Below are 24,122 nucleotides of genomic sequence, written 5' to 3' on the forward strand. Positions count from 1 at the left end.
CGCCCGATCGCCGCCGGGTCACAGCGACGGCGGGTCGACCTGCACCCGGACGGCCTCGAGCTTGCGCGCCGAGCGCAGCCGCTGCACCTCGCCGAGGGCGTCGGACAGCGCCGCGCCCTGCGCGCGCGGCACGCGCAGCACCAGCCGCACCTCGCGGTCGCCGACCGACACGGCGGGCGTGCCCGCCGGCGGCGTGCCCGGCCCGGGCCCCGCGAGGTCGACCGGCACCGGCCCGAGGGCCTCGGCGCCCGCCGGCAGGCGCAGCAGCGCGGCCACCTCCTCGACCGCCGCCGCCCGCCCCGTGACCGTGGCGATCCGGCTGGCCGGGGGCAGGTGGGCCTCGCGGCGCTCGGCGGTCTCGCGCTCGGCGAAGCCGCCCGCGTCCCACCGCACCAGCGCCTGCACGACGGGCAGCGCGGGGTCGGCGACCAGCAGCGCCTCCCCGCCGGGGCGCACGAGCCCCACGGCCGCCGTCCACCGGCGCAGCGCCTCCTCGGCCGTGCGCAGGTCGGGGCGGGCCAGCGCCAGCCAGCCGTCGAGGAGCAGGACTGCGGCGTAACCGCCGTCGGCGACCGGCTCGGCGCCCGGCGTGGCCACGACCACCGCCGGGGTCTCGGGCACCCGGGCGAGCACGTGGTCGCCTCCGGAGGAGCGCACGGGCACGGGCGCGAAGGTGCGGCCCAGCTCCTCGGCGGTGCGCGCCTCCCCGACGACCGGCGCGCGCAGACCTCGGTGGCCGCAGGTGCCGCAGCGCCAGGCCGGGTGCGCCCGGCCGCACCAGCGGCAGGCAGGCGGGCGCGTCGAGCCGGTGAGCCGCAGCGGGCCGGTGCAGGCCTCGCAGCGAGCGGGGGTGCGGCACCGCTCGCAGGCGAGGCTGCCGGCGTAGCCGGCCCGAGGCGTCTGCACCAGCACCGGGCCGTGCGCGAGGCCCCGGCGCACGAGGTCGTGGGCCTGGCGCGGCACCCGGGCCGTGCGCGCGAAGGGGTCGCGCACGAGGTCGTGCTCGCTCGCGCCGGCGACGGTGACGGTGACCCGGCGGCGCACCTCCTCGCGGGGGGCGGTGACCTCGCGGGCCCAGCCGGTGCGCAGGAGGTACTGCGCCTCGACGGTGCGCGCGAAGCCGCCGACCACCACGGCCGTGCCCTGCTGCGCGGCCCGCAGCAGGAGCGTCTCGCGGGTGTGGGGGTAGGGCGCGCGCGGCTCGGCGTGGAGGTCGTCGCCGTCGTCCCACACCACCACCAGGCCGAGGTCGTGCACGGGCGCGAACGCGGCGGCGCGCGTGCCCACCACGACGCGGCGGGCGCCGCGGCGCACGGCGAGGTAGTCGCGGTAGCGCCGGGCCGGACCCGCGTCGGCGCGCAGCGCGACGTGGTGCCCCTCGCCCAGCGCGGCGCCCAGCGCCGCGTCGAGCCGGTCGACGTCCTTGCCGTCGGGCACGCACAGCACGCTCCCGCGGCCGGCGGAGAGTGCCGCCGCGGCGGCGGCGGCCAGCAGCGCCGGCCAGTCCTCCCCCGGCGCCGCGGTCCACACCGCCCGCGGGGAGGCGCCGGCGGCCAGCGCCGTCAGCAGGCCGGCGCCCTGCGCGTAGGCCGCCCAGCCGGCCGCGCCGGGCGCGTCACCGGCGGGTCGGGGCGCGGCGGGCGCTGCGGTGGAGGGCTCGCGCTCGGCGGTGGCGTGGCGCGGCGGGACCGCGAGCCGCAGCACGTCGGCGCGGGTGCCGGCGCAGCGACGGGCCACGGTGGCGGTGAGCTCGGCGACCTCGGGGGCCAGCACCGGCTCGGGGCTGACGACGCGCCGCAGCGGGGCGAGCCGGCCGGCGTGCTGGCTGGCGGCCGCCCGCTCCAGCACGTAGCCCGCGACCTCCTGCCCGGCGAAGCGCACCTTGACCCGGGCCCCCGGCACGGCCGCGTCGGCCATCGCGGCGGGCACGGCGTAGTCGAAGGGCCGGTCGAGGTGGGCGAGCGGGACGTCGACGAGCACCCGGGCCACCGGGTCGACCTCCGCCGGCTGCGCCTCGACGGCCCGGGCCCGCGAGCGGCCCGCTGCGGCGGCCCGGCCGGCCCGCGCGCGAGCGCGCACGAGCCCGGGGAGCGGCAGCTGCTGCTCCCCGGGCTCGGGCTCCGGGGCCGGCGCGCGGGCCGGGCCGGGGCGCTGGACGGGATCGGTCACGGCGCGCAGTCTGGCAGCGGGCGCCGACGGTGCCGGGGTCAGCGGGCGACGGCCGCCTTCAGCGCCTCCGCCCGGTCGGTGCGCTCCCAGGTGAAGTCGGGCAGCTCGCGTCCGAAGTGGCCGTAGGCCGCCGTCTGGGCGTAGATCGGGCGCAGCAGGTCGAGGTCCTCGATGATGGCGGCGGGGCGCAGGTCGAAGACCTCGAGCACGGCGCGCTGGATCTCGGCGTCGGGCACGGTGCCGGTGCCGAAGGTCTCGACGAAGACGCCGACGGGCTGCGCCTTGCCGATCGCGTAGGCGACCTGCGCCTCGCAGCGGCGCGCGAGACCGGCGGCCACGACGTTCTTGGCCACCCAGCGCATCGCGTAGGCCGCGGAGCGGTCGACCTTCGAGGGGTCCTTGCCGGAGAACGCGCCGCCGCCGTGGCGGGCCATGCCGCCGTAGGTGTCGACGATGATCTTGCGCCCGGTCAGCCCCGCGTCGCCCATCGGGCCACCGACCACGAAGCGGCCGGTGGGGTTGACCAGGAGGCGGTGGTCGTCGGAGGGGATGTCGAAGGCGGCGAGCACGGGCTCGACGACGTGCTCGCGGATGTCGGGCACCAGGGTGTCGGCGAGGTCGACGTCGTCGGCGTGCTGCGTCGACAGCACGACGGTGTCGATGCGCACCGGGCGGTTGTCGTCGTCGTACTCGATGGTGACCTGGGTCTTGCCGTCGGGGCGGAGGTAGGCCAGCGTGCCGTCCTTGCGGACGGCCGAGAGCCGCTCCGAGAGCGTCTGCGCGATCTTGATCGGCAGCGGCATCAACTCGGGGGTGTCGTCGCAGGCGTAGCCGAACATCAGGCCCTGGTCGCCCGCGCCCTGCTTGTCCATCGCGTCGACGGAGGACTCCAGGCGCGACTCGTAGCCGGTGTCGACGCCCTGGGCGATGTCGCCGGACTGGCCGCCGATCGCCACCATGACGCCGCAGCTCTCGCCGTCGAAGCCCTTCTCGCTGTGGTCGTAGCCGATCGACAGGATCCGGTCGCGCACGACCTGCTTGATGTCGACGTAGCCGGTGGTGGTCACCTCGCCGGCCACGACGACCAGCCCGGTGGTCAGCAGGGTCTCGACCGCGACGCGGCTGTGGGGGTCCTGGGCGAGCATCGCGTCGAGCACCGAGTCGCTGATCTGGTCGGCGATCTTGTCGGGGTGACCCTCGGTCACCGACTCGGAGGTGAACAGACGTCCGGTCACGCGGGGTCTCCTTCGGGGTCCTGCGACGGGGTGCCCGACCGCCCCGGCCGAGCACGTGCTTGGTGCCGCGACCCTAGCGGCGCCGCCCGCGCGACCCCGCATCGCGGTGGCCGCGGGCCCGGCCGCGACGCTCAGGCGCCGGTGGGCGCGGCGGCGTCCCAGTGCGCGCGGACGCGGTCCCACACGGCGTGGGCGAGCAGCGCCTTGCTGCCGCGCGCCACCGCGGTGGTGGAGCCGTCGGCCCCGAGCAGCACGGCCTCGTTGTCGGGCTCGCCGAAGACGGCGCCGCCCGAGACGTCGTTGACCACGAGGAGGTCGCAGCCCTTGCGGGCGAGCTTGGCGCGCGCGTGGTCGAGCACGGAGCCCGCCGCATCACCGGTCTCCGCGGCGAAGCCGACGACGACCGTGCCGGGGGCCGGACGGTCGGCGGCCACCTCGGCCAGGACGTCGGGGTTCTGCACGAGCGCGAGGCTGGGGGCGCTGCCGTCGTCGGCCTTCTTGATCTTGGTCGCCACCTGCGAGGCGGGCCGGAAGTCGGCGGGGGCCGCGGCCATGACGACCGCGTCGGCGCCCCCGCCCCCACGGGCGGCGTCGAGGACCGCTGCGCGCAGCTCGCCGGTCGTGGCGACCCGCACGACGCGCACCCCGGCGGGGTCGGCCAGCTCGGTGTTGGCGGCGACCAGCACCACCTCGGCGCCGCGCACCGCGGCGGCGCGGGCCAGGGCGTAGCCCTGCAGTCCGGAGGACCGGTTGCCGAGGAAGCGCACGGGGTCCAGCGGCTCGCGGGTGCCGCCGGCACTGACGACGACCCGGCGTCCTCGCAGGTCGCGCACGTCCTCGCCGCGGCGCGCACCCGTGCCGGCCCCGGCGCGCGCGAGCAGGCCGGTCGCGACCTCGAACACGTCGGCGGGCTCGGGCAGGCGGCCCTTGCCGGTGTCGGAGCCCGTCAGCCGGCCCTCGGCGGGCTCGAGCACGACGGTGCCGCGCGAGCGCAGCAGCTCGACGTTGGCGGCGGTGGCGGGGTGCTCCCACATCTCGGTGTGCATCGCGGGCACGAGCAGCACCGGGCAGCGCGCGGTGAGCAGGGTGTTGGTCAGCAGGTCGTCCGCGAGGCCGTGGGCGGCCTTGGCGAGCAGGTCGGCCGTGGCCGGGGCGACGAGCACCAGGTCGGCCTGCTGCCCGATGCGCACGTGGGGCACCTCGTGCACGGAGGTCCACACGTCGCTGGCGACGGGCTTGCCCGAGAGCGCCGCCCACGTCGGTGCGCCGACGAACTCGAGCGCGCTCGCGGTGGGCACGACCGTCACGTCGTGGCCCGACTCGGTGAAGCGGCGCAGCAGCTCGCAGGACTTGTAGGCCGCGATGCCGCCGCCCACCCCGAGCACGACGCGAGCAGGCCGCGCCGCCCCGGTCGGGGCAGGCGCGGCCTGGTCGGCGTGCGGGTCGTGCGTCACGCGGGGTGCGTCACTCGCTCGGGAAGTCCGAGCCGGTGTCGGACGCGGCGGCCTGGGCCGCGGCCTCCTCGGCGGCCAGCTCGGCCGGGTCGACGTCCTCGCAGGTCAACAGGTCCTCGTTGATCTCGCGCAGCGCGATCGAGAGGGGCTTCTCCTGCACGTGCGTGTCGACCAGCGGGCCGACGTACTCCAGCAGGCCCTCGCCGAGCTGGGAGTAGTAGGCGTTGATCTGCCGGGCGCGCTTGGCGCTGTAGAGGACCAGCTTGTACTTGCTGTCGGTCTTGGTGAGCAGGTCGTCGATCGGCGGGTTGGTCACGCCCTCAGCGGCGGTGTTCGGGGCAGACACGCGGGAGCCTCTCAGTCGGTGGGTGGTGCGTCGGGCCGGTGCTCGGGACGACCACGGAGCGGGTCACGGAGCGGAGGCGGCCCGGAAGGCGTCATCAAGGCTACCAACTCCTCGACCGCGGCGTGAACTTCGCGGTTGACCACCGTGACGTCGAACTCCTCCTCGGCCGCCAGCTCGGTGCGGGCGGTGGCCAGCCGCCGCTCCCGCTCGGCCTCGGACTCGGTGCCGCGCCCGACGAGGCGACGCACGAGCTCCTCCCACGACGGGGGCTTGAGGAAGACGAACAGCGCCTCGGGCATCGAGGCCTTGACCTGCCGCGCGCCCTGCAGGTCGATCTCGAGCAGCGCGGGGCGGCCGGCGGCCAGCGCGTCCTGGACGGGCCCGCGGGGGGTGCCGTAGCGCGCGGCGCCGTGGACCACCGCCCACTCGAGCAGCTCGCGCTCGCGCACCATCCGGTCGAACTCGGCGTCGTCGACGAACCAGTAGTGCACCCCGTCGACCTCGCCGGGGCGGGGCGCCCGCGTGGTGGCGGAGACCGAGATCCACACCTCGGGGTGCTCGGCGCGCACCTGCGCGGCGACCGTGCCCTTGCCGACCGCGGTCGGACCTGCCAGCACGACGAGCCGCGACGGAGCAGCACCGGTGGGGCCGGCGGCCGCGCCGGTGGCCGGACCGCCGGTCGGGCCGGCGTCAGTCACGCCCGCCGAACTCCTGCTCGAGCGCGGCGACCTGCTTGGCGCCCAGGCCGCGGACCCGGCGGCTCTCGGCGATGCCGAGGCGCTCCATGGTCTGGCGGGCGCGGACCTTGCCCAGCCCGGGGAGGGCCTGCAGCAGGTCGACGACCTTCATCTTGCCGACGACCTCGTTGGTCTGCCCCTCGCGCAGCACGTCGACGATCGAGGCGCCGGAGTTCTTGAGCCGGTTCTTCACCTCGGCGCGCTCCCGGCGCGAGGCCGCTGCCTTCTGCAGCGCAGCCGCGCGTTGTTCGGGCGTGAGCGGGGGCAGGGCCACGGCGTTTCCTCTGGCTTCGGTCGGGCGGCGGTGCGGGCTCCCCGGTCGACCGGTCGGACCGGGGAGGACGGGGGCGCTCGCCGGGCGGGGGCGCGGACGGGACGGCCCCGCTCACCCCGACGGGCGTGGTCAATCTAGTCAGCCGGTCACGCCCCCCGCAATCGCGGGGGCTAGAGGCCGAGCGGGGCACCGCACACGTCGAGCACCTGCTGCTCGACGCGCTGCACCGCGCGCAGCGTCGTGGGCTCCACCAGGTCGACGGCGGCCGCGGTCACCGCCTCCCGCTCGTCGGCGCCGAGCCCCTCGGGCGGCTCCTCGGGGTCGTACGTCGCGGGGTCGACGCCCGCGTCGGCGAGCGCGTCGCGCAGCGCACCCACCCGGAGCACGACCTCGTCCCAGTCGGCGGCGACGTCGCCGGGGGCGGCGTCGGCCATCCGCTCGAGGGAGTCGTAGGCGGCCAGCAGCGTGCCGGTGCCGCCGCCCTCGGCGTCCTCGGCCGCCTCGACCAACGCCGACTGCTCCTCGGCGACCACCTCGCAGTAGGCCTCGACCCGGTCCTCGGAGCACCCGGCCAGGGCGCCCGCGAGCACCACCGCGAGCGACGAGGCGACCAGCCCGGCCCGGGGACCGCTCACCGCAGCACGGCCAGGGCGTCGTTGGCGCGCCGGCACGCCTCGCGCAGCGCGGCGGGGTCCGGGCCGTGGCCCAGCACCTCGCGGGAGGAGGTGGGCAGCACGTGGCGGACGGCCGGCCCGAAGACCCGGCGCAGGTCGTCGACGGTGCCGCCCTGGGCGCCGAAGCCCGGGGCGAGCAGCGGGCCGTGCACGTCGAGGTCCTCCTGCGTGGCGTCGATCGTGGCGCCCACGACGGCACCGTGCGACCCGAGGGGCCGGGCACCGGCGTTGAGCGCCCGGAGGTGGGCGAGCACCGCGCCCGCCACCGTGCCGCCCGCGTGGGCCCCGGCGGTGGTGCGGGCGTGCTGGACCTCGGGCCCCTCGGGGTTGGAGGTGAGCGCGAGCACGAAGACGCCCGCGCCGTGGCGGGCCGCGGTCGCGACGAAGGGCTCGAGCGAGCCGAGCCCGAGGTAGGGGCTCACGGTGAGCGCGTCGCAGGCCAGCGGCGAGGCCGGGTCGAGGTAGGCGTCGGCGTAGGCCTGCGAGGTCGAGCCGATGTCGCCGCGCTTGACGTCGAGCAGGACCAGCGCGCCCGCCTCGCGGCAGGTGGACACGACCCGCTCGAGCACGGCGACGCCGCGGCTGCCGAACCGCTCGAAGAAGGCCGACTGCGGCTTGACCACGGCGCACTCCGGGGCCAGCGCCTCGGCCGCACCCAGTGCGAACCGCTCCAGGCCGGCCACGTCGTCGGCCAGGCCCCAGGCCTCCAGCAGGCCCGCGTGCGGGTCGATGCCGGCGCAGAAGGGCCCGCGGGTGCCGACGGCGGCGGCGAGGCGGGCGCCGAAGGGCTCGGGTGCGGTCATGCGGGGGTCTCCTCCAGGTCGTCGACGAGCCGGGCGGCCGCCGTGGGGTCGTGCAGCAGAGCGGTGCCGACCTGCACGGCGTCGGCGCCCGCGGCCAGCAGCCCGCGGACGTCCGCCGCGGTCGTCGCGCCCGCACCCGCCAGGACGGCGACCCCACCGAGGTCGACGCGCTCGCGCAGCTCGGCCAGGCAGCGCCGGGTCACCGGCAGGGCGGCCGGCCCGCCCAGGCCCGCGGGACGGCCGTCGGGCAGGGCGGCAGGCAGCGCGCCGCCGACCACCACCGCGGCCGCGCCGGCGTCGACGACCGCGCGGGCCGCCTCGGCCACCCGGGGCACGTCGGCCCGCAGCTTGGCCACGACGGGCAGGTCGACCGGCAGGTCGCGGCGCACCGCGCCGACCACGCTCGCGGCGTGGAAGGGCTCGCGGGCGCTCAGCAGGCCCGGGGGCTCCTCCGGGGAGGTGGCGGCCACCTCGACGGCCGCCACGCCGGGCGCGTGGGCGAGGCGGCGCCCCAGCTCGGCGTACTCCCCCAGGTCGGCCCCGCTAACCGACACCACGACGCGGGCACCGGCGGCGACCAGCCACGGCAGCTCGACGGCGAGGAAGTGCTGCAGCCCGGGGTTGGCGAGGCCGGTGGCGTGCAGGAGCCCGGAGGGCGCCTCGACCAGGCGGGGGCCGGGCGGGCCGGGGCGGGGGTCGCGGGTGACGGAGCGGGTGGTGAAGGCGCCCAGGCGGGACAGGTCGACGAAGCCGGCGAGCTCGCGCCCGGTGCCGCCGCAGCCGGCCGCCACCACGACCGGGCCGGGCAGCCGCAGCGCCCCCAGGCGCACCTCGCCGGCGCTCACGGCCGCTCCCCCGCCGGGCCGGCTGCCCGGACTGGCGCCGGGTCGGCCGCCGGGCCGGCCCACGGGTCGCCGGTCAGGTCGGCCCAGCGCACCCGGTCGCCGCGGACCACCGGGCCCTCGGTGCAGGCGCGCACCTCGCGCGGGGCGCCGTCCTCGCCCACGACCGGGAGCGGACAGCCGTGGCACAGCCCGGTGGCGCACGGCGAGGGCACCTCGACGGCCGTCTGCGACCACGCGCCGTGGGCCTCGGCCGCCGCGGCGACCGCGTGCAGGGTCGGCAGCGGCCCCGCGGCGTAGAGCACGTCGGGGTCGAGCCGGGCGACGCGTTCCGGCAGGGCACCGCCGACGTCGCCGCGGCGTCCCACCGAGCCGTCGGCGGTGACGACGGTGACCGAGCGCGCCGTGCGACGCGCCTCGAGCGCGCTCAGCAGGTGCGCCTCGTCGCGGGCGCCCAGGAGCAGGTGGACGCCGCAACCGCGCTCGCGCAGCCGCTCCGCGAGCGGGAACAGCACGGCCGCGGACGCCTCGACCCCGACCAGCAGGCAGTCGACCGGCTCGCGCGGCAGCGCGAAGGGCCGCCCCAGCGGGCCCGTCAGCGGCAGCCGGGTGCCGACCGGCTGCGCCGCCAGCCACGCCGACCCGCTGCCCGGGGCACCCGGCGCGAGCACGACGTCGACGCTCGCGCCGTGGCCGCCGACGGGGCGCACCCGGTGCACCCAGAAGGAGCGGCGGGCCAGCCGCTCCGGTCCCAGGGACAGGGCGACGACCGCGCCGGGGCGGAACCGCTCGGCCACGCCGGCCGCCGCGAAGGTGAGCAGGCGGTAGGCGCCGAGGCGGCGCGTCGCGAGCAGCTCGGCCTCGACGTGCACCGGGGCCACCGACGGCCCCGGCGCCCGGCTGCCGGGCACGGCTGCGGACGTCACGGACTCAGCCCCCCGGGCGCAGCCCGGCCGCGACCCGGGCGGGCCACAGCGGCCCCTCGTAGACGAAGGCGGTCCAGCCCTGCACCAGCGCGGCGCCCGCGTCGAGGCGCTCCTGGGCGTCCGCCACGGTGGTGATGCCGCCGACCGACACCAGGGCGAGGTCGTCGCCGACCTGCGCGCGCAGCAGGCGGAGGACCTCGAGCGCCCGTGCGCGCAGCGGCGCCCCGGAGAGCCCACCCGCACCCGCGGCCTCGACGCGGGCAGCGGGGCTCGTCAGCCCGTCGCGGGTGGTCGTGGTGTTCGTGGCGACCACCCCGTCGAGCCCGAGCGCCACCGCGAGGTCGCCGACGGCGCGCACGTCGTCGTCGGAGAGGTCCGGCGCGATCTTGACCAGCAGCGGCACCCGCGCCGCCCGGTGGGCGGTGACCTCGTCGGCGCGGCGCCGCACGGCGCTCAGCAGGGGCTCGAGCCGCTCCACGGCCTGCAGGTCGCGAAGGCCGGGGGTGTTGGGCGAGCTCACGTTGACGACGAGGTAGTCGGCCCACGGTGCCAGCAGCCCCGTCGACTTCTGGTAGTCGGCGACCGCCTCGTCGTCGGGCACGACCTTGGTCTTGCCGACGTTGACCCCCAGGACCGGGCGTCGACCGTCGGTCGGCGGCGGAGGCCGGTGGCCCGCGCGCGCGGCGAGGCGCCGCGCCACCACCTCGGCGCCCTCGTTGTTGAAGCCCATCCGGTTGACGACGGCCCGGTCGTCGGGGAGGCGGAAGAGCCGCGGGCGCGGGTTGCCCGGCTGCGGCTCGCCGGTGACGGTGCCCACCTCGACGTGTCCGAAGCCGAGCGCGGCCAGCGCGTCGACCCCGACGGCGTCCTTGTCGAAGCCCGCCGCGAGGCCCAGCGCGCTGGGGAAGCGCAGCCCCATCGCCTCCACCGGCACCGGGTCGCCGGCCCGCGCCAGGTGCGTTACGGCGCGTGCGGCCACCGGGCGGCCCGCCCGGATCGCCCGGAAGGCCGCGTGGTGGGCCTGCTCGGGGTCGGTGCGGACGAGGACGGTGTCGAAGAGGCGGTGGTAGAGGCTCACGGGCGCACGACCGCTGCCCAGTCCTGCAGGCTGCGGATGCCGATGGTGCCGCGCCGCATCGCCTCGATCCCCTGGACCGCCGCGCCGAGGCCCTGCACGGTGGTGATGCAGGGGACGTTGGCGCGCACCGCCGCGGTGCGGATCTCGTAGCCGTCGAGGCGGACCTGCCCGCGCTCGCCGCTGCCCGCGGCGTCGGACCCGCCGTACGGCGTGTTGACGATCAGCTGCACCTCGCCGTCGAGGATCAGCTGCACCGTGGTGCGGTCGTCGCCGGTGCCGGTGCCCTCGTGGTGCTTGCGCACGACGGTGCAGGCCACGCCGTTGCGCCGCAGCACCTCGGCGGTGCCCTGGGTGGCGAGGATCTCGAAGCCGTGGTCGGCGAGCACCTTGACCGGGAAGACCACCGAGCGCTTGTCGCGGTTGGAGACGCTGACGAAGACCTTGCCCTCGGTCGGCAGCGGGCCGAACGCGGCCGCCTGGGCCTTGGCGAAGGCGGAGCCGAAGTCGGCGTCGAAGCCCATCACCTCGCCGGTCGACTTCATCTCCGGGCCCAGCACGGTGTCGACCTGCTGGCCGTCGGGCGCGCGGAAGCGGTTGAACGGCATGACCGCCTCCTTGACCGCGATCGGGGCGTCGGAGGGCAGGGTGCCGCCGTCCCCGGTCTCGGGCAGGAGCCCCAGCCGGCGCAGGTCGGCGATGCTCTCGCCGAGCATCAGCCGCGCGGCCGCCTTGGCCAGCGGCACCGCGGTGGCCTTCGAGACGAAGGGGACCGTGCGGCTGGCCCGCGGGTTGGCCTCGAGCACGTAGAGGATGTCGGCGCTGATCGCGAACTGGATGTTGAGCAGGCCGCGCACCCCGACGCCGCGGGCGATGGCCTCGGTGGCCTCGCGGATGCGGCCGACCTCCCGCGCTCCGAGCGTGATCGGCGGCAGCGCGCAGGAGGAGTCGCCGGAGTGGATGCCGGCCTCCTCGATGTGCTCCATGACGCCGCCGAGGAAGAGCTCCTCGCCGTCGAAGAGCGCGTCGACGTCGATCTCGACCGCGTCGTCGAGGAACCGGTCGACCAGCACGGGGGCCGCCGGGCTGATGAGGCCGGCGGCGACGTACTTCTCGAGGTAGGCCTCGAGCGCGGCGTCGTCGTAGACGATCTCCATGCCCCGCCCGCCGAGCACGTAGGAGGGCCGCACGAGCACGGGGTAGCCGATGGCGTGGGCGATCTGCTCGGCCTCGGCCCACGAGGTGGCCGTGCCGTGCTGCGGGGCGTTGAGGCCGGCCGCGGCGAGGACGCGGCCGAAGGCGCCGCGCTCCTCGGCCAGGTCGATCGCGGCGGGCGAGGTGCCGACGATCGGCACGCCGGCGGCCTCGAGGCCGCGCGCGAGGCCGAGCGGCGTCTGGCCGCCGAGCTGGCAGACCACGCCGGCGACCGGCCCGGCCTGCTGCTCGGCGTGGACCACCTCGAGCACGTCCTCGAGCGTGAGCGGCTCGAAGTAGAGCCGGGAGGAGGTGTCGTAGTCGGTCGAGACCGTCTCGGGGTTGCAGTTGACCATGACCGTCTCGTAGCCGGCCTCGGCCAGCGCCAGGGAGGCGTGGACGCAGGAGTAGTCGAACTCGATGCCCTGGCCGATGCGGTTGGGCCCCGACCCGAGGATGATCACCGCCGCCCGCTCGCGCGGCGCCACCTCGCTCTCCTCGTCGTAGGAGGAGTAGTGGTAGGGCGTGCGGGCGGCGAACTCCGCCGCGCAGGTGTCGACGGTCTTGTAGACCGGGCGGATGCCGAGCGCGTGGCGCACCCCGCGCACCGTCTCGGCGCTCATCCCGCGGATGCGGCCGACCTGGTGGTCGGAGAAGCCGTGCCGCTTGGCGCGGCGCAGCAGCTCGGGCGTCAGCTCGGGGGCGGCGGTCACCTCGGCGGCGACCTCGTTGAGCAGGCAGAGCTGGTCGACGAACCACGGGTCGATGCCGGTGGCGTCGTGGACCTCCTGGGCGCTCGCGCCCGCGCGCAGGGCGTCCATGACCTTCTTGAGCCGACCGTCGTGGGGCGTGCGCACCTGGGCGAGCAGCGCGTCCTTGTCGAGCTCCACCCACTCGCGCGCCCAGTCGAAGACGGCGTGCGGCGCCTCGAGCGAGCGCAGCGCCTTCTGCAGCGCCTCGGGGAAGCTGCGGCCGATCGCCATCGCCTCGCCCACCGACTTCATGTGGGTGGTCAGCGTCGGGTCGGCGCCCGGGAACTTCTCGAAGGCGAAGCGCGGCACCTTCACCACGACGTAGTCCAAGGTGGGCTCGAAGGCGGCGGTGGTGCCCGAGCCGTCCTCGCGCACCGTGATGTCGTTGGGGATCTCGTCGAGCGTGTAGCCGATGGCCACCTTCGCCGCGATCTTCGCGATCGGGTAGCCGGTCGCCTTCGAGGCCAGGGCGCTCGAGCGCGAGACGCGCGGGTTCATCTCGATGACGATGAGGCGCCCGTCGGCCGGGTTCACGGCGTACTGGATGTTGCAGCCGCCGGTGTCGACGCCCACCTCGCGGATGATGCCGATCGCGAGGTCGCGCATCTTCTGGTACTCGCGGTCGGTGAGCGTCATCGCCGGGGCGACCGTGATCGAGTCGCCGGTGTGCACGCCCATCGGGTCGAGGTTCTCGATCGAGCAGATGATCACCACGTTGTCCGCGGTGTCGCGCATGACCTCGAGCTCGTACTCCTTCCAGCCGATGATCGACTCCTCGAGGAGCACCTCGGTGGTGGGGCTGGCGGCGAGCCCGGCGCCGGCGATGCGGTGCAGGTCGTCCTCGTCGTAGGCCAGGCCCGAGCCCGCACCGCCCATCGTGAAGGAGGGGCGCACGACGAGCGGGTAGCCGAGCTCGGCGGCGCCGGCCAGGCAGTCGGCCATCGAGTGGCAGATGACGCTCCGGGCGGACTCGCCGCCGAGGTCGTCGACGATCTTCTTGAACTGCTGGCGGTTCTCGCCGCGGTCGATGGCCGCGATCGAGGCACCGATCAGCTCGACGCCGTACCGCTCCAGCGTGCCGGCGGCGTCGAGCGCCACCGCGCAGTTGAGGGCCGTCTGGCCGCCGAGCGTCGCCAGCAGCGCGTCGGGGCGCTCGTGGGCGATGACCTTCTCGACGAACTCCGGCGTGATCGGCTCGACGTACGTCGCGTCGGCCACCTCCGGGTCGGTCATGATCGTCGCGGGGTTGGAGTTGACCAGGATGACGCGCAGGCCCTCGGCCTTGAGCACGCGGCAGGCCTGGGTGCCGGAGTAGTCGAACTCGGCGGCCTGGCCGATGACGATCGGCCCGGAGCCGATCACCAGGACGCTGCGGATGTCGTCGCGCTTGGGCATCAGGCGCTCCCTTCCTGGCTCCGAGCCGCCATCAGCTCGCAGAAGCGGTCGAAGAGGTACGCCGCGTCATGCGGGCCGGCGGCGGCCTCCGGGTGGTACTGCACGGAGAAGCTGCGCAGGGCGCCCCCGGACTCCTCGGGGTCGCGCAGCTCGAGGCCCTCGACCACGTCGTCGTTGAGGCAGACGTGGCTGACGTGGGCCTGGCCGTAGGGCGTGGTCGTCGGGCCGTCGAGGGGCGCGTCGACCGCGAAGCCGTGGTTGTGGGCGGTGACCTCGACCTTGCCGGTCGTGCGGTCGATCACCGGCTGGTTGATGCCGCGGTGGCCGTACTTCAGCTTGTAGGTGCCGAAGCCGAGCGCGCGACCGAAGAGCTGGTTGCCGAAGCAGATGCCGAAGTAGGGCACCTGGCGCTCGAGCGCCTGCTGCAGCAGCGCGACCTGGTGGGTGGTGGCGGCCGGGTCGCCGGGGCCGTTGGAGAAGAACAGCCCGTCGGGGCCGTCGTCGCCCACCGCCAGGACGTCCTCGACGGTGGCGGTCGCGGGCAGCACGTGCACCTCGATGCCGCGCTCGGCCATCATCCGCGGCGTGTTCGCCTTGATGCCGAGGTCGACCGCGGCGACGGTGAACCGCCGCTCGCCGACCGCGGGCACGACGTACGCCTCGGTGGTCGTGACCTCGTCGGCCAGCTCGGTGCCGGCCATCTCGCCGGCCTGCCGCACGCGGGCGAGCAGCGCGGTGGCCTCGGTCTCGGTGGTGGAGATGCCGACGCGCATCGCGCCGCGCTCGCGCAGGTGGCGGGTCAGCGCGCGGGTGTCCACGCCGCTGATGCCGACGACGCCCTGCTCGCGCAGCTCGTCGTCGAGGCTGCGCGCGGAGCGCCAGTTGCTCGGGATGCGGGCGGGGTCGCGCACGACGTAGCCGGCGACCCAGATGCGGCGCGACTCGGGGTCCTCGTCGTTGACGCCGGTGTTGCCGACGTGCGGCGCCGTCATCACCACGACCTGGCGGTGGTAGGACGGGTCGGTCAGGGTCTCCTGGTAGCCGGTCATGCCGGTGGAGAACACCGCCTCGCCGAAGGTCTCGCCGGTCGCGCCGAAGGACTCGCCGCGGAAGACCCGGCCGTCCTCGAGCACCAGCAGTGCGGGCGTCCTCATGCGAGCTCTCCCTCCAGGACCGTCGGGACGCCACGCAGGAAGGTGGCGTGCACGGCGCCGGTCAGCTCACGGCCGTGCCAGGGGTTGTTGCGCGACAGCGACACCGAGGCGTCGCGGTCGACGGTGGTCGTGGCGTCGGGGTCGACGAGCACCAGGTTGGCCGGCTCGCCCGCGGCGAGGTCGCGGCCCTGCCCCTCGAGCCCGGCGATGCGGGCGGGGGCGCTCGACATGACCCGCGCGACGTCGCGCCAGGTCATGGCGCCGCTGCGCACCATCACGGTCGACACGACCGGCAGCGCGGTCTCGAGCCCGAGCATGCCGAAGGCGGCGTCGACGAAGGCGTGCTGCTTGTCGTGGCGCGCGTGGGGTGCGTGGTCGGTGGCGACCGCGTCGACGGTGCCGTCGGCCAGTGCCTCGCGCAGCGCGGCGACGTCCTCGTCGGGTCGCAGCGGCGGGTTGACCTTGTAGGTCGGGTCGTAACCGCCGCCCTCAGTGGCGAGCAGGTCGGTGGTGAGCAGCAGGTGGTGCGGGGTGACCTCCGCGGTGACCGACCAGCCGCCGTCGCGGGCGGCCTGCGCCTTGGCCCAGCGCAGCACCTCGACCGAGCCGGCCGTGGAGACGTGGGCGACGTGGACGCGGCTGCGGGTGTGGCGGGCCAGCACCACGTCGCGCGCGACGATGACCTCCTCGGCCACGCCGGGCCAGCCGGGCAAGCCGAGGCGGCCCGACACCTCGCCCTCGTGGCAGCAGGCGGTCGGCCCGGCGAGGTCGGGGTCCTGGCTGTGCTGGCTGACCACGCCGCCGAACGCCTTGACGTACTCCAGCGCGCGCCGCATCACCCGGGCGTCGGACACGCAGCGGCCGTCGTCGGAGAAGACGCGGACGCGGGCGCGGCTGCGGGCCATCAGGCCGAGCTCGGCGAGCTCCTCGCCGGCCAGGCCCTTGGTGACCGCGCCGACCGGGTGCACGTCGACCAGGCCGGCGGCGCGGCCGAGGTCGTGGACGCGCTCGGCGGCCTCGGCGGTGTCGGTGACGGGGCTGGTGTTGGCCATCGCGAGCACCGCGGTGTAGCCGCCGACGGCGGCGGCGCGGGACCCGGTGAGCACGGTCTCGGCGTCCTCGCGACCGGGCTCGCGCAGGTGGGTGTGCAGGTCGACCAGGCCGGGCAGGGCGACGAGGCCGTCGGCCTCGACCACCCGCGCGCCGGCGCCGGCGGACGCCGTGCCGGCGGGGGCGACCTCGGCGACGCGGCCGTCGGCCAGCAGGAGGTCGACGGGGTCCTCGCCGAGCAGGCGGGCGCCGCGCACGAGGGTCGCGGTGGGGGTGCGGGTCTCCTGGGTCGCGCTCACGCGGCGCCCCCCTCTCCGGCGAGCAGGTGGTAGAGCACGGACATCCGCAGCGCGACGCCGGCCGAGACCTGGTCGAGCACCACGGACTGGGCGGCGTCGGCGGCGTCGGCGGCGATCTCCAGGCCGCGGTTCATCGGGCCGGGGTGGCAGATGGGCGCGCCGGGCCTGAGCAGCCCGAGGCGCTCACGCGTCAGGCCGTAGCCCACGGTGTACTCCCGCGCGCTGGGGAAGAAGCCGCCGCTCATCCGCTCGCGCTGGACGCGCAGCATCATGACGGCGTCGGCCTTCGGCAGCACCTCGTCGAGGTCGTAGGACGTGGCGAAGCCGGCGTCGCGCGACCAGGCCTCGACGCCGCTGGGCATCAGCGTGGGCGGCGCGACGACGGTGACCTCGGCGCCGAGCAGGGCGAGGCACTTGACGTTGCTGCGGAAGACCCGGCTGTGGGTGAGGTCGCCGACGATGACGACGTGGCGGCCTGCCAGCGAGCCGAGGCGGCGCTGGAGCGTGTAGGCGTCGAGCAGGGCCTGGGTGGGGTGCTCGTGGGTGCCGTCACCGGCGTTGACGACGACCGCGTCGACCCAGCCGCTGACCTGGTGCGCGGCGCCGCTGGCGCCGTGGCGGACCACCAGGCCGTCGACGCCCATGGCGCAGACGGTGAGCACGGTGTCGCGCAGGCTCTCGCCCTTGCTGGCCGAGGACCCCTTGGCCGAGACGTTGACGACGTCCGCCGAGAGCCACTTGCCGGCGATCTCGAAGCTGGAGCGCGTGCGGGTGGAGTCCTCGAAGAACAGGTTGACCACGGTGCGACCGCGAAGGGCGGGCAGCTTCTTGACCTCGCGGGACTGCACGTCGTGCATCTCCGCAGCGGTCTCGAAGAGCACGGCGACGTCGTCGGCGGTGAGGTCGTCGACCGAGAGCAGGTGACGGTTCACGCGGGGCCACCTCCGCTGATGCGGACCTCGTCGACCCCGTCGGTCTCCGCGAGTCGCACCCCGACCCGCTCCGAGCGCGCGCTCGGGAGGTTCTTGCCGACGTGGTCGGCGCGGATCGGCAGCTCGCGGTGTCCGCGGTCGACGAGCACGGCGAGCCGGACCGCGGCCGGCCGGCCCAGGTCGGAGACCGCGTCGAGGGCGGCGCGCACCGTGCGGCCGGAGAAGAGGACGTCGTCGACCAGCACGACCACCTTGCCGTCGATGCCGGACGCCGGGATCGCGGTGCGCTGCGGACCGCGGGTCGGGTGGGAGCGCAGGTCGTCGCGGTACATCGTGACGTCGAGCGACCCGGTCGCGACGGGGTGGCCCTCGACCGCCGCGATCTTCTCGGCGATGCGCTGCGCCAGCGGCACGCCGCGGGTCTGCAGGCCCAGCAGCACCAGGTCCGCGGCGCCCTTGTTGCGCTCGAGGATCTCGTGGGAGATGCGGGTCAGTGCCCGGGAGACGTCACGGGCGTCGAGGACCGTGCGGCCGTCGGCCGACTCGGGGGCCGACGCGGCGTCGATGGCGGCGTCGATGGCGGCGTCGAGCGGGTCGCTCGCGGCACCGGGTGGGGTGGCAGGCATGCGCGTGCCGGACCTCCTTCTCCGCCTCACAGGACGGCTCGTTAAAGGATGTCGATCGCGGGAGACCCTAGCAGTCCCGGACCGCCCCCCGCGCCCGCAGCGCGCGGCGTCTCACAGGTCGGGGGCGAGGTCCAGGTCGTGGAGCACCGTCTCGACCGCGCGGTGCCAGGTGGGGTAGGCGAAGACGGTGCGCAGGAGGTCGCGCACGGGCAGCTCGTGCTGCACGGCGACCACGAGCATCGAGAGCACCTCGCCGGCGCCGGGGCCGACGACCGTGCCGCCCACGAGCACGCCGCGGGCGCGGTCGGCGACCAGCTTCACCAGGCCGTCGGTGCGCTCGAGCCAGCCCCGGGCCCCGAGGTCGCCCGTGGCGACCGCGACGTCGAGGCCGCGCTCGCGGGCCTGCTCCTCGGTCAGCCCGACCCCGGCGACCTCCGGGTCGGTGTAGGTCACCCGGGGGACGGCGCGGTAGTCGGCGGCCGGCCCGTCGCGGCCCAGCAGCGCCCGCGCCGCGACGCGGGCCTGGGCGGTCGCGAGGTGGGTGTAGGCGCCCTCGCCGGTGAGGTCGCCGACGGCCCAGTGCCCCGGTGACCCCACCACCCGCAGGTGCTCGTCCGTGGTCAGCAGGCCACTGTCGGGCACCTCGATCCCGGCGTGCTCGAGCCCGAGGTCGGCGCGGGCACGTCGACCGGAGGCGACCAGCAGGCGCTCGGCGCGCAGCTGCTCCTCGCCGACGGTGACCGTGAAGCCGTCGTCGTCGTGCCGCACGGCGTCGACGTGCTGCCCGAGGAGCACCGTCACCCCGTCGGCCTCGAGCGCGGCCTCCAGCACCGGGCCGGCCTCGGGCTCCTCCCCGGAGAGCAGCCGCTCCGCTCCCTCGACCAGGGTCACCCGGGTGCCGAACCGGGCGAAGGCCTGGGCGAGCTCGACCCCGATCGGCCCGCCGCCGACGACCACCATCGAGGCGGGCGCCTCGGTGGCCTGGAAGACCTCGTGGTTGGTCCAGTACGGCGTGGTGGCCAGCCCGTCCACGGGCGGTACGGCCGGCTCGGTGCCGGTGGCCAGCACGACGCCGTCGCGTGCCCGCAGGGTGCGGGTGCCGCCGGCGGTGAGCGTCACCTCGACGGTGCGCTCGCCCACGAGCCGGCCGCGCCCCCGCAGCAGCCGGGCGCCGGTGCCGGTGAGCCGCTCGACGTACTCGCCGTCGTCCCAGCCGTGCGTCGCCTCCTCGCGGATGCGCTGCGCGACGCGCGCGAAGTCGGGCACCACGTCGGCCTCGCCGCAGCGCCCGGTGACCCGGCCCGCCTCCGCGAGCCGTCGGGCCTCGGCCAGCAGCATCTTGGAGGGGACGCAGCCGTAGAACGGGCACTCCCCGCCCACGAGGCGCTCCTCGACGCCGACGACGTCCTTCCCGGCCTTGCCGAGCAGGCCCGCGACCGTCTCACCGCCGGGTCCGAGGCCCACCACGACGACGTCGACCTCCTCGACCTCGGGAGTGCCGACCTCGTCCTCAGGGGTGGTGCTCACCGCCCCAGCGTGGCAGGCGCCCGGTAGGGCGCCGGCCGCTCAGCGGGAGAGGTGGCGCGCCCGGGCCAGGCTGAACAGGCCGTAGCACCCGATGCCCAGCGCGACGGCGGCGAGCAGCCAGGGGCCGAAGGGCTGCTGCAGCACCTGCCGCAGCGCTTCGTCGAGACCACCGGTGCGCTGGGCGCTGTGGGTGGCGGCGGCGTAGACGAAGAGGGCGCCGACGATCCCCACGGCTACCCCCTTGGCGCAGTAGCCGACCTTGCCGAGCAGGAGGTACGCCGTGCCGGCCTGCCCGCTGCGTCCCTCGCCGGCGAGCTTCTCGGCGTGGTCGCCGGAGAGCCCGAGCCGGATCTGCGCCAGGCCGTAGCCGATGATCGCGAGCCCGACCGCGCCCACCAGGAGCTGACCGCCCGGGAGCTGCATCAGCTGGGCGGTGAGGGTCTCCTGGGTGCTGCGACCGCCCTCGCCTCCCCCGCTCCCTCCGCCGCCGCCGCTGCCGCCGGCGGAGGACGGCGCGTCCAGCGCCACCCGCACGGCGCTGGCGGCGACGGCGCCGTAGATCGCCGCCTTGACCAGGTCGGCGGCGCGGTGCCGCCACAGCTCGGCGCCGTCCTCCCCGCGGTGACCGAGCACCGCGTCGAGCAGGCGCCAGAGCACCAGTGCGGCCATGCCGACGGCGATCGACCAGATCAGCACCGCACCGGCGGGCTTCGCCGCGACCTCGCGCAGCGCACCGGTCGCACCGGCCTCGGTGCTGCGGTCGCCGAGGGCCAGGCGCAGCGCGAGCCAGGCGACGACCAGGTTGACCACGCCGTAGACGGCCATGCCGAACCGGACCACCCGGTCCAGGCCCTCGCTGCGCCGGACCTCCTGGCCCGCCTGCTCGGCCTGCTGCGCTGCTCCCTCGACCGGACCCATGCAGCGGACCCTATGCCCGCCGACGTCAGGCGAGGTCGCCCACGGCGGTGCCGATCGCGCGGTGGAAGGTGGGGAAGGCCAGCACCATCGACCGGAGCGTCGCGAGCGGGACCTCGGCGTGCACGGCGAGGGCCAGCAGCCCGAGCACCTCGCCGCCGGCCGGCCCGACCACCGTCGCGCCGACGAGGACGCCGCGGTCGGCGTCGGCGACGACCTTGACGAACCCGCGCGCACCGGCGCCGTGGGTGAAGCCGCGCGAGCCGAGGCCGGAGCGGCCGACCTGGACCGGCAGGCCGGCCTCGCGCGCCGCGTGCTCCGTCATCCCGACGCCGGCGACCTCCGGGTCGGTGAAGGTGACGTGCGGGACGGCGTGGTAGCGCGCGGGCGGCCCGTCGCGACCCAGGAGGTCGGCCAGGGCGACGTCCTGCTGGTACATCGAGACGTGGGTCCACGCGCCGTGGCCCACGACGTCGCCGACGGCCCACAGGCCCTCGACGCCCTCCACCCGCATGCGGTCGTCGACGGGGACCGTCCGGGCGCCGGGGTCGAGACCCACCGTGTCGAGCCCGAGGTCGTCGAGGTTCGGCGTACGTCCGGCGGCCACGAGCAGCGCCTCGCTCACCACCTCGCGCGTGTCACCGTCGACCTCGACGGTGCTGGTGAAGATCGAGCCGTCGTGGCGCGTGGCAATCAGCGACGCCCCGTGGAGCACCGTGATGCCCTCGTCGGCGAAGACCTCGCCCAGCAGCTCACCGGCCTCCGGCTCGTCCGGGCCGAGCAGCCGCGGACCGTGGTCCACGACGGTGACCTCGCTGCCGAAGCGCGCGAAGACCTGCGCCAGCTCGCACCCGATCGGCCCGCCGCCGAGCACCACCAGGCGGCGCGGCACCTCGGTGGCGCGCACCGCCTCCCGGTTCGTCCAGTACGGCGTGCCCGCCAGCCCGTCGACCGGCGGCACGCTCGGGCGGGTGCCGGGGTTGAGCACAGTGCCGCGCCGCGGCCGGTACGTCGTCGTGGTGCCGTCGGCGCCCTCCACCTCGACGCGTCCGGGCCCCGCGAGCCGCGCCGTCCCGTGCAGCACCGTGGCGCCCGCGTCGCGCAGGCGGTCGGCGGCCGCTCGGTCGTCCCAGTCCGACGTGGCCTCGTCGCGGATGCGGCGGGCCACGACCGACCAGTCCGGCGTCCCGCTCGCCTCGCCGGCCACCTCGGGTGCACGTCGGACCTCGGCCAGCGCGTCGGAGCCGCGCACCATCATCTTGGTGGGGATGCAGCCGTAGTAGGGGCACTCGCCTCCGACCAGGTGCTTGTCGACGGCGACGACGCTCAGACCCGCCTCGGCCGCCCCCTGCGCGAGGGCCTCGCCGCCCGGGCCGAGCCCCACCACCACGAGGTCGACCTCCTCCGTCAGCTCGCCGGTGCCGCCCGCCTGTCGCTCCTGGTCGCTCATGGCCCCAGCATGGCGCGCCGGTGCGCAGACCGGCGAGGCCGGGAGGTGCGGTCGGCGCGGCCTTCGCACCCGGGGGTTCGAGCTCGGCCGCCAGGCCGCGGTGGTCGAGCCCGGTGGTCGAGCAGGGCCGGTGTCGAGACCCGGCGGGACGAGCAGGGCCGCCGCCACCCCGGTGGTCGAGATGGGCCGCCGGCCCGTGCCAGACCCCCGCACCCGGGCGTTCGCGGTGGTCGGGGCAGCACGACGAGCCCGTCACCCCGGTGTCGGGGTGCGGGCTGTCGTCGAGCGGCTGATCGGACTGGGCTGAGCGCACCGACTCGCTGGTCGAGCAGGGCCGCCGGGCCCGTGTCGAGACCCGGTGACGTACGCGCGTGTCGTCAGTCCGCGGGTGCGGGCGCCCCGGTGTCGTCGTGGTGCGGCTGTTCATCGTTGCGCGGCGGCCCGGTGTCGCACACCCGCGCCGGGCCAGCGCCGGGCGGTGACCCGGTGTCGGGTGGTGCGGTGTCGGGCGGGCCGGTGTCGGGCGGGCCGGTGTCGGGCGGGCCGGTGTCGGGCGGGCCGGTGTCGTGGGCGAGGGGCCCGTCGAGTGGTCGGGTGCCGGTGTGGTCGCGCAGGTAGTGCGCCCCGTGGGGTGACTTCCACAGCCAGGCGCCGGCGCCTGCGGGGGTGAGGGTCCAGCGGGTGGCGGCGTGGCCGTGGGTCTTCAACCGGTGGTGTGGCCGGCACAGCGGTGCGATGTTGCACGAGCAGGTCGGCCCACCCGTATCCGGGTCGGTGGGGTCGTAGGGGATGACGTGGTCGTGGTCGCACCTGCGTGCGGCGCGTCCGCACCACGGGAACACGCACGCCAGGTGGGTCAGAGCGGTCTGGCGGGCGAGGCGGCGTGGGACTTCGTAGGCCTCGGTGTGCACCGCTTCCGCGAGGTCGATCACGGGCAGCACGGTGACGTGGGGTGCGACCCCGTCGATCCCGGCGGTGGTGAGCCAGTCGCGGATCGCGGTCGCCGACACCGGCGCTCGGGTCTCCTCGACCCGCCCGACCGCGCCGTCCCCAGCCCGTAGCCGTCCGGGGAACATCGAGGTGCGCAGCACCGCGTCGGACAGGTGCAGGTGCAGCAGATACCTCCGCCGCTGCCGCGGCGACGACCGACCCGCAGGAGTCTCAGGGGTCTCGACACGCTCGCCGGGGCCCGCTGCTCGACCCCCGTCCACGGTCACCAGGTCGAGGGTGCCCTGCGCCGACGCGCCGTCAGAGCCCCGCACCACGAGGTTCAGCAGGGCCTGTGCCGACAACGGCCCCGGCTCGGCGGTGGCGCCCAGGGCACGCAGCCGCTGCTTCTCCTCAGCGACGGCGTCGTGGATGGTGAGCCCGTCGGGCAGGTCGAAACACCCACTCGCGTCCACCGTCCCCGTCAAGTCATCGCCGGGACGGCCGTCGAGGTGGATCTCGAACCGCCGCTGCTCCCGCGCTTCGGCTTGGGCGAGCTCGGCCTCGTCCGGCATGAACCGCGCGAGCGCTTCGGCGACCAGACGCTCCAGGGTGGCGGCGCCGATGCTCTGCGCCACCGGTGTCACGTGGCGGTCCACCCACCCCGCTGCCTCCGGGGTGAGGCCCTTGCCGAGGACCATGCGGGCGACGAGGCGGGCACGCCACCCGTCCACCCGATGCGCCTGCACCGCATCCCACAACCGCGGCAGCAGGTGCCGGCACACCAGGGCCTGACCCAGGTAGGCAGCACCCGCGGTGGTGGAACGCCCCAACCGGGACGCGAACTCCGCCACCGCGAACTCCGTCACCCCCGGCCCATACGACCCAGCGACCTTGAGTGCGGTGTCGCCGTAGGTACCGGCCACCGTCGCCGCATCGAGGGCGTCGGCGGGGTGCAGATCCGCCCACGCACACGCAGCCCGCATCAGCTCCGCATCCCAGCGACGCTGCGCCAAGACCGCCTCGCCGGCGCGGTCGAGCACCGCGATCGCGGTGTCGAGCTCGGGTGCCGGGGTGGTCATGAGAGGAGTCAAACAGCCACCACCGACACTCACCGGCGGCTCGGATCCGGCTGTGGACAACGGATCCAGGCCCGCCGACCTGTGCACGACCAGCGGCCCGCAGCCCGCCTGAGCTCCGGTCTCGAGACGGCACTGTGTGCCTCCCCGACCACCCGAGTGCCCCAGCGCACGACCCCTCGGCGCGAGAACAGCGCGTGACCCCTCGACGAGAGCCCAGCGCGCGACCCCTCGACGAGAGCCCAGCGCGCGACCCCTCGACACGAGTGCAGCGCGCGACCCCTCGA

At 76.1% G+C, this 24,122-nt stretch carries 20 protein-coding genes; all 20 read right to left on the reverse strand.

Going from position 1 to position 24,122, the window contains the following annotated elements:
- Positions 1 to 18: 18 nt before the first annotated feature.
- Positions 19 to 2,169: a primosomal protein N' gene (locus BJ989_RS11870; protein WP_343049308.1), complete on the reverse strand. Its 2,151-nt coding sequence runs from the start codon at positions 2,167 to 2,169 to the stop codon at positions 19 to 21.
- 38 nt (positions 2,170 to 2,207) lie between these two features.
- Positions 2,208 to 3,404 (reverse strand): methionine adenosyltransferase, encoded by a 1,197-nt coding sequence (metK, locus tag BJ989_RS11875; protein ID WP_179518383.1) that lies wholly within the window; start codon positions 3,402 to 3,404, stop codon positions 2,208 to 2,210.
- 131 nt (positions 3,405 to 3,535) lie between these two features.
- On the reverse strand, positions 3,536 to 4,858 hold the full coding sequence (coaBC, locus tag BJ989_RS11880; protein ID WP_179518384.1) for a bifunctional phosphopantothenoylcysteine decarboxylase/phosphopantothenate--cysteine ligase CoaBC: 1,323 nt from the start codon (positions 4,856 to 4,858) through the stop codon (positions 3,536 to 3,538).
- Between the two features lie 10 nt (positions 4,859 to 4,868).
- Entirely contained in the window at positions 4,869 to 5,204 is a 336-nt protein-coding gene (rpoZ, locus tag BJ989_RS11885; protein WP_179518385.1) for a DNA-directed RNA polymerase subunit omega, read from the reverse strand.
- Between the two features lie 11 nt (positions 5,205 to 5,215).
- A complete protein-coding gene (gene gmk / locus BJ989_RS11890) occupies positions 5,216 to 5,902 on the reverse strand; it encodes a guanylate kinase (RefSeq protein WP_179518386.1) in 687 nt (228 codons plus the stop codon).
- Complete coding sequence (gene mihF / locus BJ989_RS11895) at positions 5,895 to 6,215, reverse strand: integration host factor, actinobacterial type (RefSeq protein WP_179518387.1); 321 nt, start codon at positions 6,213 to 6,215, stop codon at positions 5,895 to 5,897. The genes gmk and mihF overlap by 8 nt, the downstream gene beginning before the upstream one ends.
- 170 nt (positions 6,216 to 6,385) lie before the next feature.
- On the reverse strand, positions 6,386 to 6,850 hold the full coding sequence (locus tag BJ989_RS11900) for a hypothetical protein (RefSeq protein ID WP_179518388.1): 465 nt from the start codon (positions 6,848 to 6,850) through the stop codon (positions 6,386 to 6,388).
- Positions 6,847 to 7,692 (reverse strand): orotidine-5'-phosphate decarboxylase, encoded by an 846-nt coding sequence (gene pyrF / locus BJ989_RS11905; protein WP_179518389.1) that lies wholly within the window; start codon positions 7,690 to 7,692, stop codon positions 6,847 to 6,849. Before pyrF ends, BJ989_RS11900 begins: the two co-directional genes overlap by 4 nt.
- Positions 7,689 to 8,537, reverse strand: a complete 849-nt coding sequence (locus tag BJ989_RS11910; protein ID WP_179518390.1) for a beta/alpha barrel domain-containing protein — start codon at positions 8,535 to 8,537, stop codon at positions 7,689 to 7,691. The genes pyrF and BJ989_RS11910 overlap by 4 nt, the downstream gene beginning before the upstream one ends.
- A complete protein-coding gene (locus BJ989_RS18790; RefSeq protein ID WP_179518391.1) occupies positions 8,534 to 9,460 on the reverse strand; it encodes an iron-sulfur cluster-binding protein in 927 nt (308 codons plus the stop codon). The genes BJ989_RS11910 and BJ989_RS18790 overlap by 4 nt, the downstream gene beginning before the upstream one ends.
- A 4-nt stretch (positions 9,461 to 9,464) precedes the next feature.
- Positions 9,465 to 10,538 carry a quinone-dependent dihydroorotate dehydrogenase gene (locus tag BJ989_RS11920; protein ID WP_179518392.1) on the reverse strand — a complete coding sequence of 358 codons (1,074 nt, stop codon included), beginning with the start codon at positions 10,536 to 10,538 and terminating at the stop codon, positions 9,465 to 9,467.
- The gene (gene carB, locus BJ989_RS11925) at positions 10,535 to 13,876 is read right to left on the reverse strand and encodes a carbamoyl-phosphate synthase large subunit (protein ID WP_179518393.1); all 3,342 of its coding nucleotides are present in this window, start codon (positions 13,874 to 13,876) and stop codon (positions 10,535 to 10,537) included. Before carB ends, BJ989_RS11920 begins: the two co-directional genes overlap by 4 nt.
- Positions 13,876 to 15,030, reverse strand: coding sequence for a glutamine-hydrolyzing carbamoyl-phosphate synthase small subunit (gene carA / locus BJ989_RS11930; protein ID WP_179518394.1), 1,155 nt, complete (start codon positions 15,028 to 15,030; stop codon positions 13,876 to 13,878). The genes carB and carA overlap by 1 nt, the downstream gene beginning before the upstream one ends.
- A complete protein-coding gene (locus tag BJ989_RS11935) occupies positions 15,027 to 16,379 on the reverse strand; it encodes a dihydroorotase (RefSeq protein WP_179518395.1) in 1,353 nt (450 codons plus the stop codon). Before BJ989_RS11935 ends, carA begins: the two co-directional genes overlap by 4 nt.
- Positions 16,376 to 17,311 carry an aspartate carbamoyltransferase catalytic subunit gene (locus tag BJ989_RS11940; RefSeq protein WP_179518396.1) on the reverse strand — a complete coding sequence of 312 codons (936 nt, stop codon included), beginning with the start codon at positions 17,309 to 17,311 and terminating at the stop codon, positions 16,376 to 16,378. Before BJ989_RS11940 ends, BJ989_RS11935 begins: the two co-directional genes overlap by 4 nt.
- On the reverse strand, positions 17,308 to 17,937 hold the full coding sequence (gene pyrR / locus BJ989_RS11945; RefSeq protein WP_179518397.1) for a bifunctional pyr operon transcriptional regulator/uracil phosphoribosyltransferase PyrR: 630 nt from the start codon (positions 17,935 to 17,937) through the stop codon (positions 17,308 to 17,310). Before pyrR ends, BJ989_RS11940 begins: the two co-directional genes overlap by 4 nt.
- Positions 17,938 to 18,048: 111 nt before the next feature.
- Complete coding sequence (locus BJ989_RS18795) at positions 18,049 to 19,464, reverse strand: FAD-dependent oxidoreductase (protein ID WP_179518398.1); 1,416 nt, start codon at positions 19,462 to 19,464, stop codon at positions 18,049 to 18,051.
- A 39-nt stretch (positions 19,465 to 19,503) separates the two neighbouring features.
- A complete protein-coding gene (locus tag BJ989_RS11955) occupies positions 19,504 to 20,382 on the reverse strand; it encodes a DUF1206 domain-containing protein (RefSeq protein WP_179518399.1) in 879 nt (292 codons plus the stop codon).
- Between the two features lie 25 nt (positions 20,383 to 20,407).
- Complete coding sequence (locus BJ989_RS11960) at positions 20,408 to 21,829, reverse strand: dihydrolipoyl dehydrogenase family protein (protein WP_179518400.1); 1,422 nt, start codon at positions 21,827 to 21,829, stop codon at positions 20,408 to 20,410.
- 377 nt (positions 21,830 to 22,206) lie between these two features.
- The gene (locus BJ989_RS18325) at positions 22,207 to 23,838 is read right to left on the reverse strand and encodes an HNH endonuclease signature motif containing protein (protein ID WP_179518401.1); all 1,632 of its coding nucleotides are present in this window, start codon (positions 23,836 to 23,838) and stop codon (positions 22,207 to 22,209) included.
- Positions 23,839 to 24,122: the final 284 nt, after the last annotated feature.

Origin of the sequence: Nocardioides perillae (genome assembly GCF_013409425.1) — a bacterium.
Taxonomy (GTDB): domain Bacteria; phylum Actinomycetota; class Actinomycetes; order Propionibacteriales; family Nocardioidaceae; genus Nocardioides; species Nocardioides perillae.